Here is a 13,967-nt window from a genome sequence, read left to right on the forward strand (position 1 = left end):
GATGGATCAGCACACCATCGACACCGAACTGACCGACGCGGCGGAACTGCTCGACGCGGCCTCCTCGGGCCACCTCGCCTACACCGCGAAGGACGGCACGCCCCGGGTGGTCCTGGTCGGCATCTACTGGACCGGCGAGCAGTTCGTGATCTCCACGGCCGCCACGGCGCCCAAGGTCGCGGCGCTGCAAGCCCATCCGACCGTCGCCCTGGCCGTCGACGCCGGCGGCACCCCGGACCAGGCCCGGGCCCTGTCGGTACGCGGACGGGTGGACGTCCGCATCGTCGACGGCGTGGTCGACGAGTACCTCGCCGCGGCCCGCAAGAGCATGGACGCCGAGGCCGCCGCGCAGTTCGAGCAGAACTGCCGTGACCTGTACGACCGGATGGCGCGCATCGCGATCACCCCGACCTGGGCCCGCTACTACGACTTCGGCGCCGGCCGGGTGCCGAAGTTCCTCCAGGACCTCGCCGAGCGCGGCGGTCAGTAGGCGCGCGGTGCGGCGTGGGTCGGGAGGGCACGCCCGGTCCTCAGCGTGGTCACCGCCGACCGCACCACCGTGGTCCCGCTCCCTGATCGACGCGATCGTGCGCCTGGTGATTCACCCCGCAATTGACTAGGTTGCCCTCACCTCGTCGGATTCTCCCAGGGGAGCGGCAGCCGTGCGGCAGCAGCACAAGACCTTCCAGGCGATAGCGGTCGGCGACGGCGGCGACGGGCGGTGGGCCGCCCACGCCCGGGCCCTGTGGCGGGAGATGGCGGGCCTGCTGACCGCGGAGGGCCGGACTCCGCAGGGCGCGGACCGCGTTGGGACGCTCTTCCGTGCGCACATGCCGGAACTGGTCCCGGTGCTGGACCGCCTGGCCGGCCAACTCGACCGGCCCGACGCGGAAGCCTTCCTCACCCACGCGGCACTGCGGCCGTTCACCCAGTCCTGCACCCAGATCGGCCGGAACGGCACTCTGCTGCGCAACTACGACCTGCCGCCCGACCAGTGCGAGGGGACCATCGTCTCCTCCTGCTTCCTGCGCCCCGTGATCGGGATGCAGGACGTGCTGTGGGGCTTGCTGGACGGGATGAACGACGCCGGTCTCGCGGTCTCGCTCACCTGGGGCGGACGTTCCGTCTACGGACGCGGCTTCGCCGTTCTCATCGTGGTGCGCTACCTGCTGGAGACGTGCGACACCGTCGATGAGGCGGTCGACAGGCTGCGGTCCTTGCCGATCGCCGTCCCGCAGAACCTCACCCTCCTCGATCCCGTGAAGGCGGTGACGGTGTTCGTGGGGCCGGACATGTCACCGATGGTGGCGCCCGACGCCTGCGCCGCCAATCACCAGCACCTGCCGGTGACCGACGAACAGGAGCGGGCCTTGCGGACGCAGGAGCGGCTGCGCGCCATTCGCGCCGCGGGTGCGGACGTGGCCGCGATGCTGAAGCCGCCGCTGTACCGATCCGTCGACGACCAAGGGTCCAGAACGCTCTACACCGCCCGCTACCGGCCCGCCGAAGGCCGCGTGACGTACCACTGGCCCGGTGAGTCCTGGCAGCAGTCCTTCGGCGACTTCACACCCGGGTCCCGCACCGTGACCCTGGGCCGGTCCGGCTGAGAGGTTTTCCGGCCCCCGCTCACCCCGGCACGGACAAGGTCAACTCCGGGTGGGGACGGGGCATCCCCGCTGTCTCGGGCCGGGCCGATGCCGGCGCGCGGGCGGGGGTGAGCGGACGGGGGGTGAGGGATACCGGGCCGCGATCCCGACTCGCTGCCCTTGAGGACCGAAACTGACCTGGTTCGCCCCTACGGTCGCTGTCGGCAGCAACCATCAGCGAGAGGACAGCGATGCCCGAGCAGACCAGCAACGCCCCGGAGGGCTACACCACCGTCGCGCCTTGGGTCGTCACCGACGACACGGGGGCCTTCCTCGACTTCGTGACCCGGGCGTTCGGAGGCGAGGAGCTGGGGCGGGTGTCGACCGAGGACGGATTGATCGGTCACGCCGAGATCCGGGTCGGCGACACCGTCGTGCTGGCCTTCGACCGGCACGCGGACTGGCCCGCCATGCCGAGCCTGTTGCGCGTGTTCGTCGCCGACGCGGACCAGGCGTTCTCAGGAGCCCTCGCGGCCGGCGGCCAGGTCGTCACTTCCCTGGCCGACGACGCCTTCGGCCAGCGCGGCGGGCGGATCAAGGACCCGTTCGGCAACATCTGGTGGGTGGTCGGCCTCGTCGAGGACGTCGCGGAAAGCGAGATGTGGGAGCGCCTGGCGGACCCTGTGTACGCCGAGGTGATGCGCGTGGCTCAGGAGACGCTCGACGCGGAGCTCGGTGGCCGGCGCCAGGGAAGCAGCAGCGCGCCCGTCAGGACGACCGACTGACCGTTGCGACCGGCTCGTTCAGCGGGCGAACCCGTAGCCGAAGGTGTTCGACTGGCTCGCCGGTCGGCCGATGTCGTCCGCGGTGATCGTTTGCGGGTGGGCGGTCCGCACGCCGCGTGCGCTGCCGCGCAGCACCCTCACCACCTGCTCGACGACGGTGGAGGCGGGTTGGCCGATGACGAGGTCGCCGTGGCCGTCGTGGTCCAGGTCGATGATGCGGAGGGCGGTGGCGTGACCGGGGATGGTCTGGGCGTGGCTGACGGTGAGGCCGTTCGGGCCGCCGTAGAGCACGACGACGGCCGGTTGCGCCTGACCGGACCCGCCGGACTGACCGGACTCGCCGGAACCGCCTGGAGTGGTGGTGAAGGCGAGGTCGGCGTACCGGTCGGCGTTGATGTCGCCGACGGCCGCCGCGCGGCCCAGCTCGGCGTCCGGGCCGGTGCCGGCCTCGGGCAGACCGCGGGTGCTGACGTCGAACGCCTGCGGTGCCCGCGCGGGGATGCCGTGGGGGCCGCCGTAGTTGACGGTGACACGGGAGCGGGGCGGCACTCCGCCGGTGTCCCCCTGGGTTTCGGGGAGCACGCAGTCGACGACGTCGGCGTGGCCGTCGCCGTTGAGGTCGGCGGTGTAGGTGGTGAGCGAGCCGTAGGTGCTGTGCACGTCCTTGCCGTCGGGCCCGGTCAGACGCGGGCCGCGGACGAGGCCGGACGCGGAGCCGTAGTAGATCACGGTGGCCTTCGGGGGGACGTCGTCGCCGTCGTCCTCCAACCACTGGGTGACGACGTCGTCGCGGCCGTCGCCGTTGAAGTCGCCGACCGCCAGCGGGATGCCGAGGTTGGGGTAGCTGGGCGGGCGCTTCGGTAGCTGGGGGGTGAAGGACACCGCCGCGGTACGGGCGGGCTTGCCGGTGCGGGAGAACGGGCCGTAGTCGATGGTGCCCCCGGCCGGGCCGTCGTCGGCCAGGAGCAGGTCGGGGTGGCCGTCGCCGTCGAAGTCCCCGGTGAGGGGTGCGCGGCCCTGCAACCGGGCGGCCGGCGCGGAGGCGGTGGCGCCGCCCCAGACGACGAAGACGGTGGAGCGGCCGGCCTGGGCGATGAGGTCGGCGCGACCGTCGCCGTCGAGGTCGGCCGAGACGGTCACCGCGCCGAATTCGCCGCCCGTCCCGGCGGGCCCCTGACCGATGCCGTTCTGCGTGAACACGGTGGCGTGGGCGGGGTCGGCGCCGGTGGCGGAGCCGGGGACGACGGCGAGGTATCCGGCGGAGGCGACACCGTCGATGGTGGCGTTGGCGGCGGCCACGACCAGGTCGGGACGTCCGTCGCCGGTGAAGTCCTCCGGCACGCCCGGGCCCTTGGCCGGGGGCTTGGCCGGTGACGTGGCCGGTGTCTTGGCGGTGGTCGCGGTCGGGGACGCCGCCGAGTGGGGCCGGCCCGTGCAGCCGAGCAGGCTCAGCAGGGCGGCTGCGGTGCCCGCGACCGCCACGGTGAACGCTGCTCTGCTTCTTCCCATGCCCCTCAGACCTCCGGCACGGCGGGAAGGTTGCCCCCGGTGTGCGGGCGCACCGCAGGCGACGCCCGCCCGCGTTCCGGGCGACCTCCGTCCCGGCCCGTCCGATCTCTCCCGCGAGAGCGGCCACATGCGTGGATACGGCCCGGATACGGCCCGGATGCCTCCCACCCGTCAACACCCGGGATCGGGCGGCTCCTTCTGCCGCCCAGGGTCCGAACTCACCTGCTGGCGGCCGACATAGTGCGACTTGCTCGGAGGCCGCCTACGAACCTCCAGCCGGTTGTCGCCAACCCTCTTGACCCCTCAGAGGCGTCCCACTAGCGTCCTCCGCGAGCCGATACATCCGATGTATCAGCCGGGTTGCCGCGAGGCCGCTCCCACGCGATCACCGTATCGACCGAGACACCGGCCGACCTCTCCGGCCCACCGCACGCGCCTCTATCCAAGGAGCCGCACATGTTGCCTCGCACGTTACGCACCCATGCCCGGAGCAGCCGGATCGCGGGGGTCCTGGGCCTGGCCGCAGCCCTCCTGCTCGGCGGCGGACTGGTCCCGGCCGCGGTGGCGGCGTCGCCGACGAAGTCCCTCACGCTGTACGCCGCACCGTCGGGGTCGGGGCAGAAGCCGGGGTCGGGGCAGAAGCCGGGATCGGGGTCGGGGCCGGGTACGACATGCGAGAAGGCGTCCGCGCCCTGCTCGCTGACCGCGGCGAAAGCGGCCGTCCGCAAGGAAGTCGCCAAGCCGCACCCGGCGGACATCACCGTCGTCCTGGCCGACGGCACCTACCGCCTGGCGCACGGCCTCGACTTCGGCCCGGCCGATTCGGGCAAGCCCGGCCACCCGGTCACCTGGCGGGCGGCCCCCGGGGCGCACCCGGTGATCTCCGGCGGCACCCGGGTCACGCGGTGGACGCACGCCAAGGGTTCCGACGTATGGTCCGCCCCAGTGCCGGCCGGGACCCGTACGCGGCAGCTGTACGTCGACGGGGTGGAGGCGCCGGTCGCCCAGAAGACCCCGGCGCAGCTCGGCCTGAGCCTGACCTCGTGGGACAGGACGGCGTTCACCACGACCGGTTCCACCGCCACCTGGTTCTCGGATCTGGCCGCGCGGCTCAACGCGACACAGCTGCACGAGATGCAGTTCGTCTACACGCCCGCACCGCCGATGGACTGGGCGACCGTGGAGTGCCCGGTGGCGTCGGTCGGCGCGGGCGCGAAGCCCGGCACCACCACGGTCGGCATGGCTCAGCCGTGCTGGAACAACGTCACGAACAAGCAGACCACCGTGTGGGGCGGCAACTCCTCGAACATCACCCCGGACAGCCTCGCCGCCGGGACTCCGCCCACGATGATCGAGAACGCCTACGCGCTGCTGAGCCCCGGGCAGTGGTACCTGGACGACTCCGCGGACCGGTTGTACTTCGAGCCCGCGTCCGGGCAGCGCGTGTCCGCCCTCGACGTGGAGATCCCGCGGCTCGAATCGCTCGTGAACGTCGCCGGGACGCTGGCCCGCCCCGTGCACGACCTCACGTTCCGCGGCATCACGTTCAGCACGGCGACCTGGAACCAGCCCTCGACCCCGACCGGGTTCGCCCAGGTGCAGGACAACCTCATGGTCACCCAGCCGATCGCCAGGGACGCCGACGGCGACGTGCTGCCGGCGAGCCAGGGCGAATGCCACTTCGGCGCACCGGCGGAGGGCAGTTGCCCGTGGGCCGCGTTCGATCAGCCGCTCGCGAACGTGCAGTTGACGGCGGCCCGGCACGTGACCTTCGACGGCGACCGGTTCAGCGACCTCGGGGGCATCGGGCTGGGAGTGAGGTACGGCAGCGACGACAACCTCGTGCGCGGCAGCGAGTTCCGCCAGATCGCGTCGAGCGCGATCTGGCTCGGCTGCTCCGGCGACCCGACCCCCGGCTCGGCCGACGATCCGGCCGCCACGGTGATCGCGGACTGCTCCGACAACCCGAGCGCGTCGGCCCACGACGACATCGGCGCCCACGGCGAGGGCGAGATCATGACCGGGAACGTGGTCGACGACAACGTCATCCACGACGCGGGCCTGGACTACATCGGGGCCGCGGGCGTGACGATGCTGTTCACCCGGCACACCACCATCTCCCACAACGACATCTTCGACATGCCCTACGACGGCATCACCTCCGGCGCGTGGCAGGGCCACCCGGACGCGGAGTCCCTGCCGGGCGCCAACCCGCCCGAGACCCTCGACCAGTACTGGAACCACACCACCAACATCAACGCCCACAACGCGATCACCGCCAACTGGTTCCACCGGAACATGCAGATGTTCGGCGACGGCGGCGACGTCTACACCGAAGGCCAGCAGGGCCCGACCGTCTACCGCGCGGACGGCTCGATCGACCAGCAGGCGTCGTACGCGCAGGGCCTGACGATCAGCGGCAACGTCGGTGACACCGACACCGGCCACAGTTCGTACTTCGTCGCGCCCGACGTCGGCTCGCAGTGGATCACGGTCACCGGCAACGTCGAGTGGAACTCGCACTACTCCATGTCGAGTCACTGGCCCACGAACAGCGCGTGCCGCAACGCGACCGTGGGCAACTGGCAGGCGGACCCGGACGACAGCCCCGACGCGGTGTGCATCGGCGCGAACACGGCGTTCCCCAGCCGGCCCGGCCCCGCCGACCTGGCGAGCACCATCAGCGGTCGGAGCGCCCGGGCCGTGCTCGGCGCGGCCGGGCCGCAGGGCGCCTACCAGGCCGTGGACGCCGCGCTGCCGGCCCGCATCACCTACTCCGGCACCTCCCCCGCGACGGCCGGCACCCCCGAGCAGGTGCTCGTCGCCGGCTCCGGGTTCTCGCCGTCCAAGGCGGTCTACGTCGGCGGGGTCCGGGTCTCGGGGACCGATCTGACCGTGCTCTCCAGCGGTTTCCTGATCGCGAACGTGCCCGCCGGCGCGGACCCGACGGACCTCTCGATCGGCCGCCCGCCGGCACCGGTCATCACCGACCCGGCACCGTTCGCCGCCCTGCCGAACTCGCCGACCCGCATCGCCGGTACGGGGCTGGCCGGAGCCACCGTCACGGTGACCGATCCGGACGCGGCACGCCAGGTGTGCACCGCCACCGTGGCGCCGAACGGCACGTGGGCGTGCGCTCCGGCGACCGCGTTCGGCAACGGCCTGCGGACCATCTCGGCGGTCCAGGCCGACCGGACCGGTACCTCGGCGCCGAGGACCGTCTCGGTGGTCATCGGGCCGCGCACGCTGAGCCTGACCGCCGAGGTCGGCTTCGGCGGCTCGTTCACGGACCACGCCTACGCTCCCGGCGCCGGCGAGGTCGCCCTCGGCACCATCGACCGCCGGGCCGGCACGGAGACGGTCCAGCCCGGTCAGGGCGTCGTGCTCAAGGGCGGCGACAATGCCGTGGGCTTCGCACCGGCCACCTCCTGGGGCGACGCCCGACTGACGCAGAACTTCGTCGCCGACGTGAGGTTCACCCCGGCCGCCGGGACCGAACAGCCCTCGCTGGCCACGCTGTTCGCCGTGGGCGGCAACCTGTGGGTCCGCTACGGCGGCGGCCGGCTGACCTACGGCTTCGCTCCCGCCGGCGAGAGCAACCACACCGCGAGCGCTCCGCTGCCGGCGACCGGGCAGCAGCACGACCTCCGGATCGGCTGGGACGGCTTCGGCACCGTAGCGACCCTGCACGTCTTTCTCGACGGCGTCGAACTGCCCGCGGTCACCGGAGACGCCCCGCCCTCGACCCAGGTCCTCGACGACACGGTGGGCATCGGCAACGACGTCCACCCGGCGGCGCAGAGCCGCGGATTCGTCGGAACGATCGCCGGCTTCCGTATCGGAACCTACGACGGCCCGTTCGACCCGACCCTCCTCACCGAACTGGGAGGATAGCCAACACCGGCAGCGAATGATCGGGCCGCCGAGGCGTGCGCGGGCGGGAGGCTGCCCTCGGTCGGGGCTTCGGCGGGTGTCCGTTTCCCGCCTCCCCGGGCGTATCGCGGCGGCACCGGCCCTGTCGGGGGACCTCCGCGTGGGGGCACAGTAGGACGATGGAATTTCGCGGTGACATCCAACTGGCCCTGCGGCTGCGGGAGAAGCGCTACCGCCAGATCGAGAGCGCGTTCGACGCCGGCCGGCTCTCGGTCTACATGCTCGCCGAACCGGTGCCCGCACCAGCCCTCCTCGCGGAGTTCCACCTGATCGCGGAGGCGTACTACTCCGTCGAGATCCGCTACAGCCCGTCGGCGCCCGGCGAGAACCCGTTACGAGTGATCACCTGGTACGACATCCCGGGGCAGCAGGAGATCACCCCGGAGAACGCCTTCGGGTTCCGGGCCGCGGAAGTCACCGCAGCGGATGCCGAGGTGGACGGCCGGAGCGTCACCGGCACCCTGGGCACCGCCGGTGAGTCCTGGGTCTGGTCGGCCACCGTGCGGGAGTCCCACCTCCTCGTCACCGGCCGCGGCGAGATGGGGCACCTCTCCCTCACCTCGACGGGCGACTTCGCCGCAGCCGTCGCCGGCGGAAAAGCCTTCACCGAACGGAATTTCCGGTGACCCGGTGCCCACCGAGCGCGAACACGGCGCTGATCGCATGACCGCGCCCCGGCCGGCCGGGGCCGGACACGGGGCGCGGGTCGGTCCGTCAGGTCGGTCCGTCAGGTCGGTCCGTCGGTTCAGGTCCAGATGTCCCAGCCCTGGAAACCGTTGTCCTGAGAGGTGCCGTTGCAGGTGTAACCCCGCAGGAGGTCACCGTTGTTGGGTCCCGCGTTGGAGTCGTCCAGGCAGCGGCCGGTGGCGGCGTTCTGGAGCACCTGCTCGTAGTAGCCCTTCGCGGTCGTGCGGTTGACGATCCGCCAGCCCTGCCAACCAGCGGTGAAGCTTGGCGTGAGGCAGGGGAACCCGCGCAGGTAGTCCTTGCCGTCCGAGTGGGAGGAGTCGTCCAGGCACAGTCCGGTGGCGCCGTTCTGGAGCTGGGCGTAGCCGTTGGCCAGGGCGATCACCTTCCATTTCTGCCAGCCCCCGTCGTAGTTGCCCTGACCGCAGGGGAACCCGCGCAGCAGGTTGCCGTCCGCGACGCTGGCGTCGGACGAGTCGTCCACGCAGCGGCCGGTGTTGTCGTTGCCGCCGAGCTGGTAGCCCGGGTGGTTGAGGTCCCACCGGTCGATGTCCCCGTACGCCTGCGCGGTGCCGCCGGTGACGGCGATCCCCCCGAGGACGATCGTCGCGGCGAGAACGCCTTGCACGGTGCGTTTGGTGATGGTCCGCATGCCGGTTGAGCCCCCCGTGTGCGTGCGGAGGGCAGCTCTGTTGCTTCCCCCCGTCCACGGCGAGCCTACGGTCGTCCGCCGGCGGGCCGCAGAGACGAAATCCAGCCAACATGTCGCCTTTGCGAGGATTTCAAGGATCGGCCGCGCCGCGGGGCGGCCGCGCGACCGCATCGTCGCACCGCCACGACCTCCCCCGGCGCGGCCCGCGACAGCGAGGACGGCGGCCGGCCGCCGTCCTCACCGCCGGGACATAGGAAGGTCAGCGGGGAGTCGCCTGGGGGGAGTTGCTACGCACCAGACGGCAGTCGTTCGGGTGAAGGACGCTCACGGCATAGACCTGCCTCTTGCCGAGCCGGATGCGCAGCACCTGGACCGTGTCGCCGCGGTGCAGATACTGCTTGGCGGACACACCGGCCACGGCTCCGTCCACCACGGCGCCGGCCTTGGACTTCTGCACGTCCGGGGCCGCCGCGAACGGCACGAACGAAGCGCAGCCCACGCGACCGGCCTTGCCCTGCGGCTGGTAGATCTTGATCCCCGCCGCGCGAAGCTCGGACGTCAGCTTCGCAAGCTCCTCGGTGGTGTTCATGGGCTTGGCCTTGGCGTCGTAACTGATCTCCACCACGCCGTTCTTCTGCACATCGACCGCGTACGCGGGTGCCGCGCCGCCGCCGCCGGGCAGCACGACCAGGGCGACGCCCGCGATCGCGGCGGCCGCCAGGCCGAACCCGGCGCGACGCGCGGTCACGGCGCGGCGCGCCGGGCGGACACGGAGGCGGTCGGCGGGCAACTCGTCCGTGGGGCGGCCCGCTTCGCGGACGAGGGCGTCCCACAGCCGGTCCTCAAAACTGGTCGAGTCGTTCATGCTCTGCTCCTGGAGAGGTCGATCGAGGCGGCCGAGGCGTCGAGTACGGCGGCCGTGCTACGGGTGAGCGGGGCGGCGGACGAGCTCTCGTCCGACGGGGTCCCGGCGGCTTTGCGCAGTCGCGCGCGGGCGCGGTGCAGGGTGACGCGCGCGCTGACCGAGCTGATGCCGAGCGCGCGGGCGGCCTCGGCCACGGTGAGCTGGTCGACGGCGACGAGCTCCAGCACGGCCCGTTGCTGCTCCGGCAGCCCTTCCATGGCCTCGACCATCGCGCGCCCCTCGTTCTCGGCGACGATCCGGTCCTCGACCCGCGCGATGTCGTCCGCGCCCAGCAACCGCCGCCCGGCGACACGGGAGTTGAGCACGTCCACCCGGTTCTTGCGGCGGTACTCCGCGGAGACGACGTGCCGCGCGACCCCGTACAGCCACGCTCGCTCATTGCGTGCGGCCGACCGGTAGGCGTTGCCGGAGTCGACGACGGCGAGGAAGATGTCGGCGACGACATCGGCGACAGTGTGCGGGTCGTCGAACCGCCGGCCCACGAACCGCGTCACGTCATCGACATGCCTGCGGTAGAAGCCCTCCAGGTCCTCCAGATCCCGTACACGCCCGCGTGCGGAGCTGCCCGCCGGATCACCCCGGCGGCGTGCGGATATGTCCACTGAATCGCTTCCCCCTCTCGACGGCAGCCCGTCCGGCTCCCTCACCCCCTACGTGCGCATCGGGCCCGGAAGCGTTACAGCACGGCACACCACCACCGCCGTCACCGCCACCCACGAGGCACGCGTCGCCGAATGAGCCGACCCCAAGGTCATGGTCCACGACGGCAAGGTCGCCTCCAGTTCCTGAGGCCCCGGTATCCCCCTGGGCCTCGGCCGGGACAGCACGCACCGGGACGGCCGTGGGTCCGACGTCTGCACAGCGTCGGGGGCCGCCGCTGTCCCGAACCGCCTCGCCCGCCGTCGCAACGCCGCGTACGTTGAGGTGGTCGCGGATCTCGAAGTGGGCCAGGAAGGCGTCCCACTCGTCGCTGTTGGGGGTGCGGCATTCCTCGCTCGGTCGCAGGGCTCGACGGCGTGCGATGAACGCCCGGTGCGCTTCGATCGCCTCCACCGGATCGACGGCCACTGGTAACTCCGGCTAAGAACTCCTAACGAAATGAGTGGCGGGGGTCGGTAGGCTCGGTGGCCATGAGTCAGAGCGGTCCGCAAGCGGCAGCGTTCTTCCGCGATGTTTGCCGGAACCGAGTGGTCTGGCTTGTCCGGAATGACGAGGGAAGTCCGACTCACCTCTCCGAGCACGGCGGGCGAAGTCTCCCCTTCTGGTCGACGCAGCACCGCGCCCAGAGGGCGGCAGACATCTGGGGGCATGGGCTATGCGTTGAATCCATGCCCTTGGACACCTGGTGCGGGCATGTGCTGCCCGACGCCGCACGGGATGGACTCGTGATCGGTATCAACTGGAGCGGACCGCGCCTGGTCGGCTGGAGCCTTACCACCAAGGAGGTTCTCAACCGACTGGCGGCGGCTGACCAACCCACAGCATCGCTCGTCAGTGTGCAGTCGCCGCCGGCAGATGAGTGTGCATCCGAGGATGAGGAAGGCTTCGTGGAGGTCGTCGCGGATCTCCCAGCGGACCGGCATCACCCTGGCGCGCGTCCGCGAGATAGCCGAGGCCGTATTGCACCCCACCAACGGTGAATCCGGATGACGTGCGATCTGACGCTGGTCTAGCGTTCCACCCATGGCCTCCCCGGACAGCGACACCGACGACAAGCCCGGCGTCACCTTCCACTGCCAGGACAACCCGGCCGTCGGCGTGAAGTTCTGCGATCGGTTCAGCTTCGACGAAGACTCCGTGCACTATGCCGTCGAACTGTGGGCCCCTGGTCGTGCCGCTCGTGTCAACGAGGTCGCGGCCTGGAATCGGGACAGCGATCTCGTCCCGTTCCTGGAGGAACTGGCCAGAGACCACCGAGGCTGGAACGGCGAGCGGGCCTGGCCGAAGGCCACCGGCGGCTGGACCGCCTCGGGGACCACGTGGTTCGCGCTCAGTTCGAGTCCGAGCCGACCGCCTACCGATGGGTCTTCCACCGCGAGGGCGATGACGTTTGATCCGGGTGCTGGAGCTACCTGACGGGAGCCACCACGACAACGGAGGGACCGAGGTCTGGTCTGGCCGGACTGACGTCGACCGGCTCGCCCGAGCCGTGATCCGCTGTTTCGACGAGGTGGCACGGACCTACGGTGAGAGTGGCTACCGCGGGAAGTGGGGGGAGCACTTCCCCAGAGCCGAGCTCGAAGCCCTCAGGCGGCTCTGGCACTCTCGTGAACGGCCCGAAGACGCATGAGCTGGACATTTCACTTGACCTGTCGCAGCGAAGATAGTCGGGCCGGATTGTGTTGACCTGCGGGGACTGGATTGGGTGAGACGGCTGCGGGTCGGCCCGGCGGCCGGCAGGCTGGCGGGTCGCAGTGAACACGGTGTTGGCTTCATGCCCAGGCAGAATTGATCGTGTGATTATCTTTCACTGCGTGAACTGTCAGCAGCCTCTGACTGGCGAGCTGGAGCCTGGGGAGCCGCTGAGGGGCCCCGAGCGGCCACCTGGCCACGAGATTGCTTCACCGCGGATGGCTCAGGGAACCTTCAAGGTCAACTTCGACGGTTCCCTTCTGATCCTTCACTCCGATGACGTTCCGGGGATGGCACGCCATTCCGATGCTCGTCGCCTCATCGGTTGCTGCGGCCTCGCAGGCCAGGACGGTCCCAACCTTGTCTGTTCCGGCTGCGGTCTCGAAGTCGCGACGGAAGAAAGCGATTGCTGGACCGACAATCTGGTGGCCTTGGACGCGGCCGTGGTGAGTGAAGACCCCCAGCCGAAGTAGGCCATCGTGCTGCTCCCGCCGCCGACCGCCGGGCTCGTCAGCTGCCAGGGGCTGGCTCTGCTGCGTCGAGCTGAAACCAGTCCTGGGTGACCATCCAGGACTGGTAGTCCAGGAAGATCCTTGCGAGGCCGTCCGACCGCTCTCGGACCGTGAAGTAGTCGCGGAGGAGCCGGTGGAGCGTGATCACCGCTGCGGCGTCGGCCTGCTTGGTGAGCGGGTGAGTCCAGCCCCCTGGAGTGAGGTGGCGGACGAGGAGGGGCCAGGCCAGGTCGTGGCCTCGGCCGAGGCGGACCACGAGCCACTCCTGGAACCCTGTGAGCATGCTCCACGAGCTTCCGGCGTGCGTCAGGTCCGTGGCCAACGAGGTCGTGACCGGTGCGTACTCGGGCACCCTGCCCGAGATGGAATTGCTGGCGGGCAGGCTGCGGGCGTCTGGGATCGATGCCGTAGCTGTTCAGCCATAGGAGCCCCGGCCTGGCAATTCAGCTGATCCTCCGGGGTTCGGTCCCGGTCTTGTGATGAGCGGGCCGTTGATAGGCCTCACCGGTGGCAAGGACGCGGCCGATGTCGTGGCGGGTGGCGGCGCGGCGATTCTTCGAGCCGGGCGGTCGGCCGGGGCCGGGGCGGGCGGGTTCGGGTGCACCGGCCGGGGAGCCGGTTGTTGCGCAGAGGTTCCGGAACCCGCGCCGGACGCGGGCCGCGGAGGTTCCGGAACCCGCGCCGGACGCGGGCCGGAGTGAGTTTGTGCGGTGGCGCCGGCTTCTCCAGGGGCGCCGCAGGTCGGTGGCGAGTGGTCGGGCGAGGCGGACCTGGGCGGTGGTAGTTGCGGCCAGGTCGGCGCCGGGGGTGAGCCGGACCGCGTCCGCGCGGGCGGACAGGCAGCCGTAGAAGTCGGTCCGGAACCGGGACAACACGGTCAGGGACTCGACGCGGACAGACTCACCCTCGCGGCCTTGGCATGATCAACAGCGTCTCGACAACGCACATGATCACACCAAGGCCGCACCGCTGTCGCATCGCCCGCCGGCGACCACCGGGCAGCCAACTGGCCTTTCAGGGAAGGAC

General features: G+C 71.1%; 14 protein-coding genes and 1 pseudogene. 9 read left to right on the top strand and 6 right to left on the bottom strand.

Features of this window, described 5'->3' with window-relative positions; all coding sequences use genetic code 11:
• The first annotated feature begins 1 nt into the window (after position 1).
• The 3 genes from ACIPAE_RS12375 (at position 2) to ACIPAE_RS12385 (ending at position 2,371) form a co-directional block, all read left to right on the top strand.
• Positions 2 to 490 carry a pyridoxamine 5'-phosphate oxidase family protein gene (locus ACIPAE_RS12375; protein WP_402444757.1) on the top strand — a complete coding sequence of 163 codons (489 nt, stop codon included), beginning with the start codon at positions 2 to 4 and terminating at the stop codon, positions 488 to 490.
• 172 nt (positions 491 to 662) lie between these two features.
• Positions 663 to 1,607, top strand: a complete 945-nt coding sequence (locus ACIPAE_RS12380) for a C45 family autoproteolytic acyltransferase/hydolase (protein ID WP_402444759.1) — start codon at positions 663 to 665, stop codon at positions 1,605 to 1,607.
• A 230-nt stretch (positions 1,608 to 1,837) separates the two neighbouring features.
• Positions 1,838 to 2,371, top strand: a complete 534-nt coding sequence (locus ACIPAE_RS12385; protein ID WP_402444761.1) for a VOC family protein — start codon at positions 1,838 to 1,840, stop codon at positions 2,369 to 2,371.
• A gap of 18 nt (positions 2,372 to 2,389) precedes the next feature.
• On the opposite strand, the gene ACIPAE_RS12390 is transcribed toward ACIPAE_RS12385, so the two are convergent.
• On the bottom strand, positions 2,390 to 3,880 hold the full coding sequence (locus ACIPAE_RS12390; protein ID WP_402444763.1) for an FG-GAP repeat domain-containing protein: 1,491 nt from the start codon (positions 3,878 to 3,880) through the stop codon (positions 2,390 to 2,392).
• A 456-nt stretch (positions 3,881 to 4,336) separates the two neighbouring features.
• Between ACIPAE_RS12390 and ACIPAE_RS12395 the strand changes: the two genes are divergently transcribed.
• Positions 4,337 to 7,774, top strand: coding sequence for an Ig-like domain-containing protein (locus ACIPAE_RS12395; protein WP_402444765.1), 3,438 nt, complete (start codon positions 4,337 to 4,339; stop codon positions 7,772 to 7,774).
• A 158-nt stretch (positions 7,775 to 7,932) separates the two neighbouring features.
• On the top strand, positions 7,933 to 8,439 hold the full coding sequence (locus ACIPAE_RS12400) for a hypothetical protein (protein ID WP_402444767.1): 507 nt from the start codon (positions 7,933 to 7,935) through the stop codon (positions 8,437 to 8,439).
• A 119-nt stretch (positions 8,440 to 8,558) separates the two neighbouring features.
• Here the strand turns inward: ACIPAE_RS12400 and ACIPAE_RS12405 are convergent, their stop codons facing one another.
• From ACIPAE_RS12405 to ACIPAE_RS12415, 3 genes are all read right to left on the bottom strand, one after another.
• The gene (locus ACIPAE_RS12405; RefSeq protein ID WP_402444769.1) at positions 8,559 to 9,152 is read right to left on the bottom strand and encodes an RICIN domain-containing protein; all 594 of its coding nucleotides are present in this window, start codon (positions 9,150 to 9,152) and stop codon (positions 8,559 to 8,561) included.
• Between the two features lie 259 nt (positions 9,153 to 9,411).
• Positions 9,412 to 10,017 carry a hypothetical protein gene (locus ACIPAE_RS12410; protein WP_402444771.1) on the bottom strand — a complete coding sequence of 202 codons (606 nt, stop codon included), beginning with the start codon at positions 10,015 to 10,017 and terminating at the stop codon, positions 9,412 to 9,414.
• Positions 10,014 to 10,679, bottom strand: coding sequence for an RNA polymerase sigma factor (locus tag ACIPAE_RS12415; RefSeq protein WP_402444773.1), 666 nt, complete (start codon positions 10,677 to 10,679; stop codon positions 10,014 to 10,016). The genes ACIPAE_RS12410 and ACIPAE_RS12415 overlap by 4 nt, the downstream gene beginning before the upstream one ends.
• Here ACIPAE_RS12415 and ACIPAE_RS12420 point away from each other — a divergent pair.
• The 4 genes from ACIPAE_RS12420 to ACIPAE_RS12435 all read left to right on the top strand — a co-directional run bounded on the left by ACIPAE_RS12420 (position 10,672) and on the right by ACIPAE_RS12435 (position 12,902).
• Positions 10,672 to 10,815: a hypothetical protein gene (locus tag ACIPAE_RS12420; protein ID WP_402444775.1), complete on the top strand. Its 144-nt coding sequence runs from the start codon at positions 10,672 to 10,674 to the stop codon at positions 10,813 to 10,815. The two genes, ACIPAE_RS12415 and ACIPAE_RS12420, sit on opposite strands and share 8 nt — an antisense overlap.
• Before the next feature lie 392 nt (positions 10,816 to 11,207).
• A complete protein-coding gene (locus ACIPAE_RS12425; RefSeq protein ID WP_402444777.1) occupies positions 11,208 to 11,717 on the top strand; it encodes a DUF2750 domain-containing protein in 510 nt (169 codons plus the stop codon).
• Between the two features lie 43 nt (positions 11,718 to 11,760).
• Entirely contained in the window at positions 11,761 to 12,153 is a 393-nt protein-coding gene (locus ACIPAE_RS12430) for a DUF6228 family protein (protein WP_402444779.1), read from the top strand.
• A gap of 398 nt (positions 12,154 to 12,551) precedes the next feature.
• Positions 12,552 to 12,902, top strand: coding sequence for a hypothetical protein (locus ACIPAE_RS12435; protein WP_402444781.1), 351 nt, complete (start codon positions 12,552 to 12,554; stop codon positions 12,900 to 12,902).
• A 37-nt stretch (positions 12,903 to 12,939) separates the two neighbouring features.
• Here the strand turns inward: ACIPAE_RS12435 and ACIPAE_RS12440 are convergent, their stop codons facing one another.
• Complete coding sequence (locus ACIPAE_RS12440) at positions 12,940 to 13,224, bottom strand: hypothetical protein (RefSeq protein ID WP_402444783.1); 285 nt, start codon at positions 13,222 to 13,224, stop codon at positions 12,940 to 12,942.
• A gap of 160 nt (positions 13,225 to 13,384) precedes the next feature.
• Positions 13,385 to 13,735: pseudogene (locus ACIPAE_RS12445) on the bottom strand (transposase); the annotation flags it as partial.
• Positions 13,736 to 13,967: the final 232 nt, after the last annotated feature.

The sequence above is a fragment of the Streptomyces sp. NPDC087270 genome (genome assembly GCF_044744625.1).
Lineage (GTDB): Bacteria > Actinomycetota > Actinomycetes > Streptomycetales > Streptomycetaceae > Actinacidiphila.

Excerpts from the sequence above, each read along its gene's own strand:
- ACIPAE_RS12425 (WP_402444777.1), top strand. The coding sequence starts at position 11,208 with ATGAGTCAGAGCGGTCCGCAAGCGGCAGCGTTCTTCCGCGATGTTTGC.
- ACIPAE_RS12410 (WP_402444771.1), bottom strand. The coding sequence starts at position 10,017 with ATGAACGACTCGACCAGTTTTGAGGACCGGCTGTGGGACGCCCTCGTC.
- ACIPAE_RS12395 (WP_402444765.1), top strand. The coding sequence starts at position 4,337 with ATGTTGCCTCGCACGTTACGCACCCATGCCCGGAGCAGCCGGATCGCG.
- ACIPAE_RS12405 (WP_402444769.1), bottom strand. The coding sequence starts at position 9,152 with ATGCGGACCATCACCAAACGCACCGTGCAAGGCGTTCTCGCCGCGACG.
- ACIPAE_RS12420 (WP_402444775.1), top strand. The coding sequence starts at position 10,672 with ATGTCCACTGAATCGCTTCCCCCTCTCGACGGCAGCCCGTCCGGCTCC.
- ACIPAE_RS12400 (WP_402444767.1), top strand. The coding sequence starts at position 7,933 with ATGGAATTTCGCGGTGACATCCAACTGGCCCTGCGGCTGCGGGAGAAG.
- ACIPAE_RS12385 (WP_402444761.1), top strand. The coding sequence starts at position 1,838 with ATGCCCGAGCAGACCAGCAACGCCCCGGAGGGCTACACCACCGTCGCG.
- ACIPAE_RS12440 (WP_402444783.1), bottom strand. The coding sequence starts at position 13,224 with ATGCTCACAGGGTTCCAGGAGTGGCTCGTGGTCCGCCTCGGCCGAGGC.
- ACIPAE_RS12430 (WP_402444779.1), top strand. The coding sequence starts at position 11,761 with ATGGCCTCCCCGGACAGCGACACCGACGACAAGCCCGGCGTCACCTTC.
- ACIPAE_RS12390 (WP_402444763.1), bottom strand. The coding sequence starts at position 3,880 with ATGGGAAGAAGCAGAGCAGCGTTCACCGTGGCGGTCGCGGGCACCGCA.
- ACIPAE_RS12375 (WP_402444757.1), top strand. The coding sequence starts at position 2 with ATGGATCAGCACACCATCGACACCGAACTGACCGACGCGGCGGAACTG.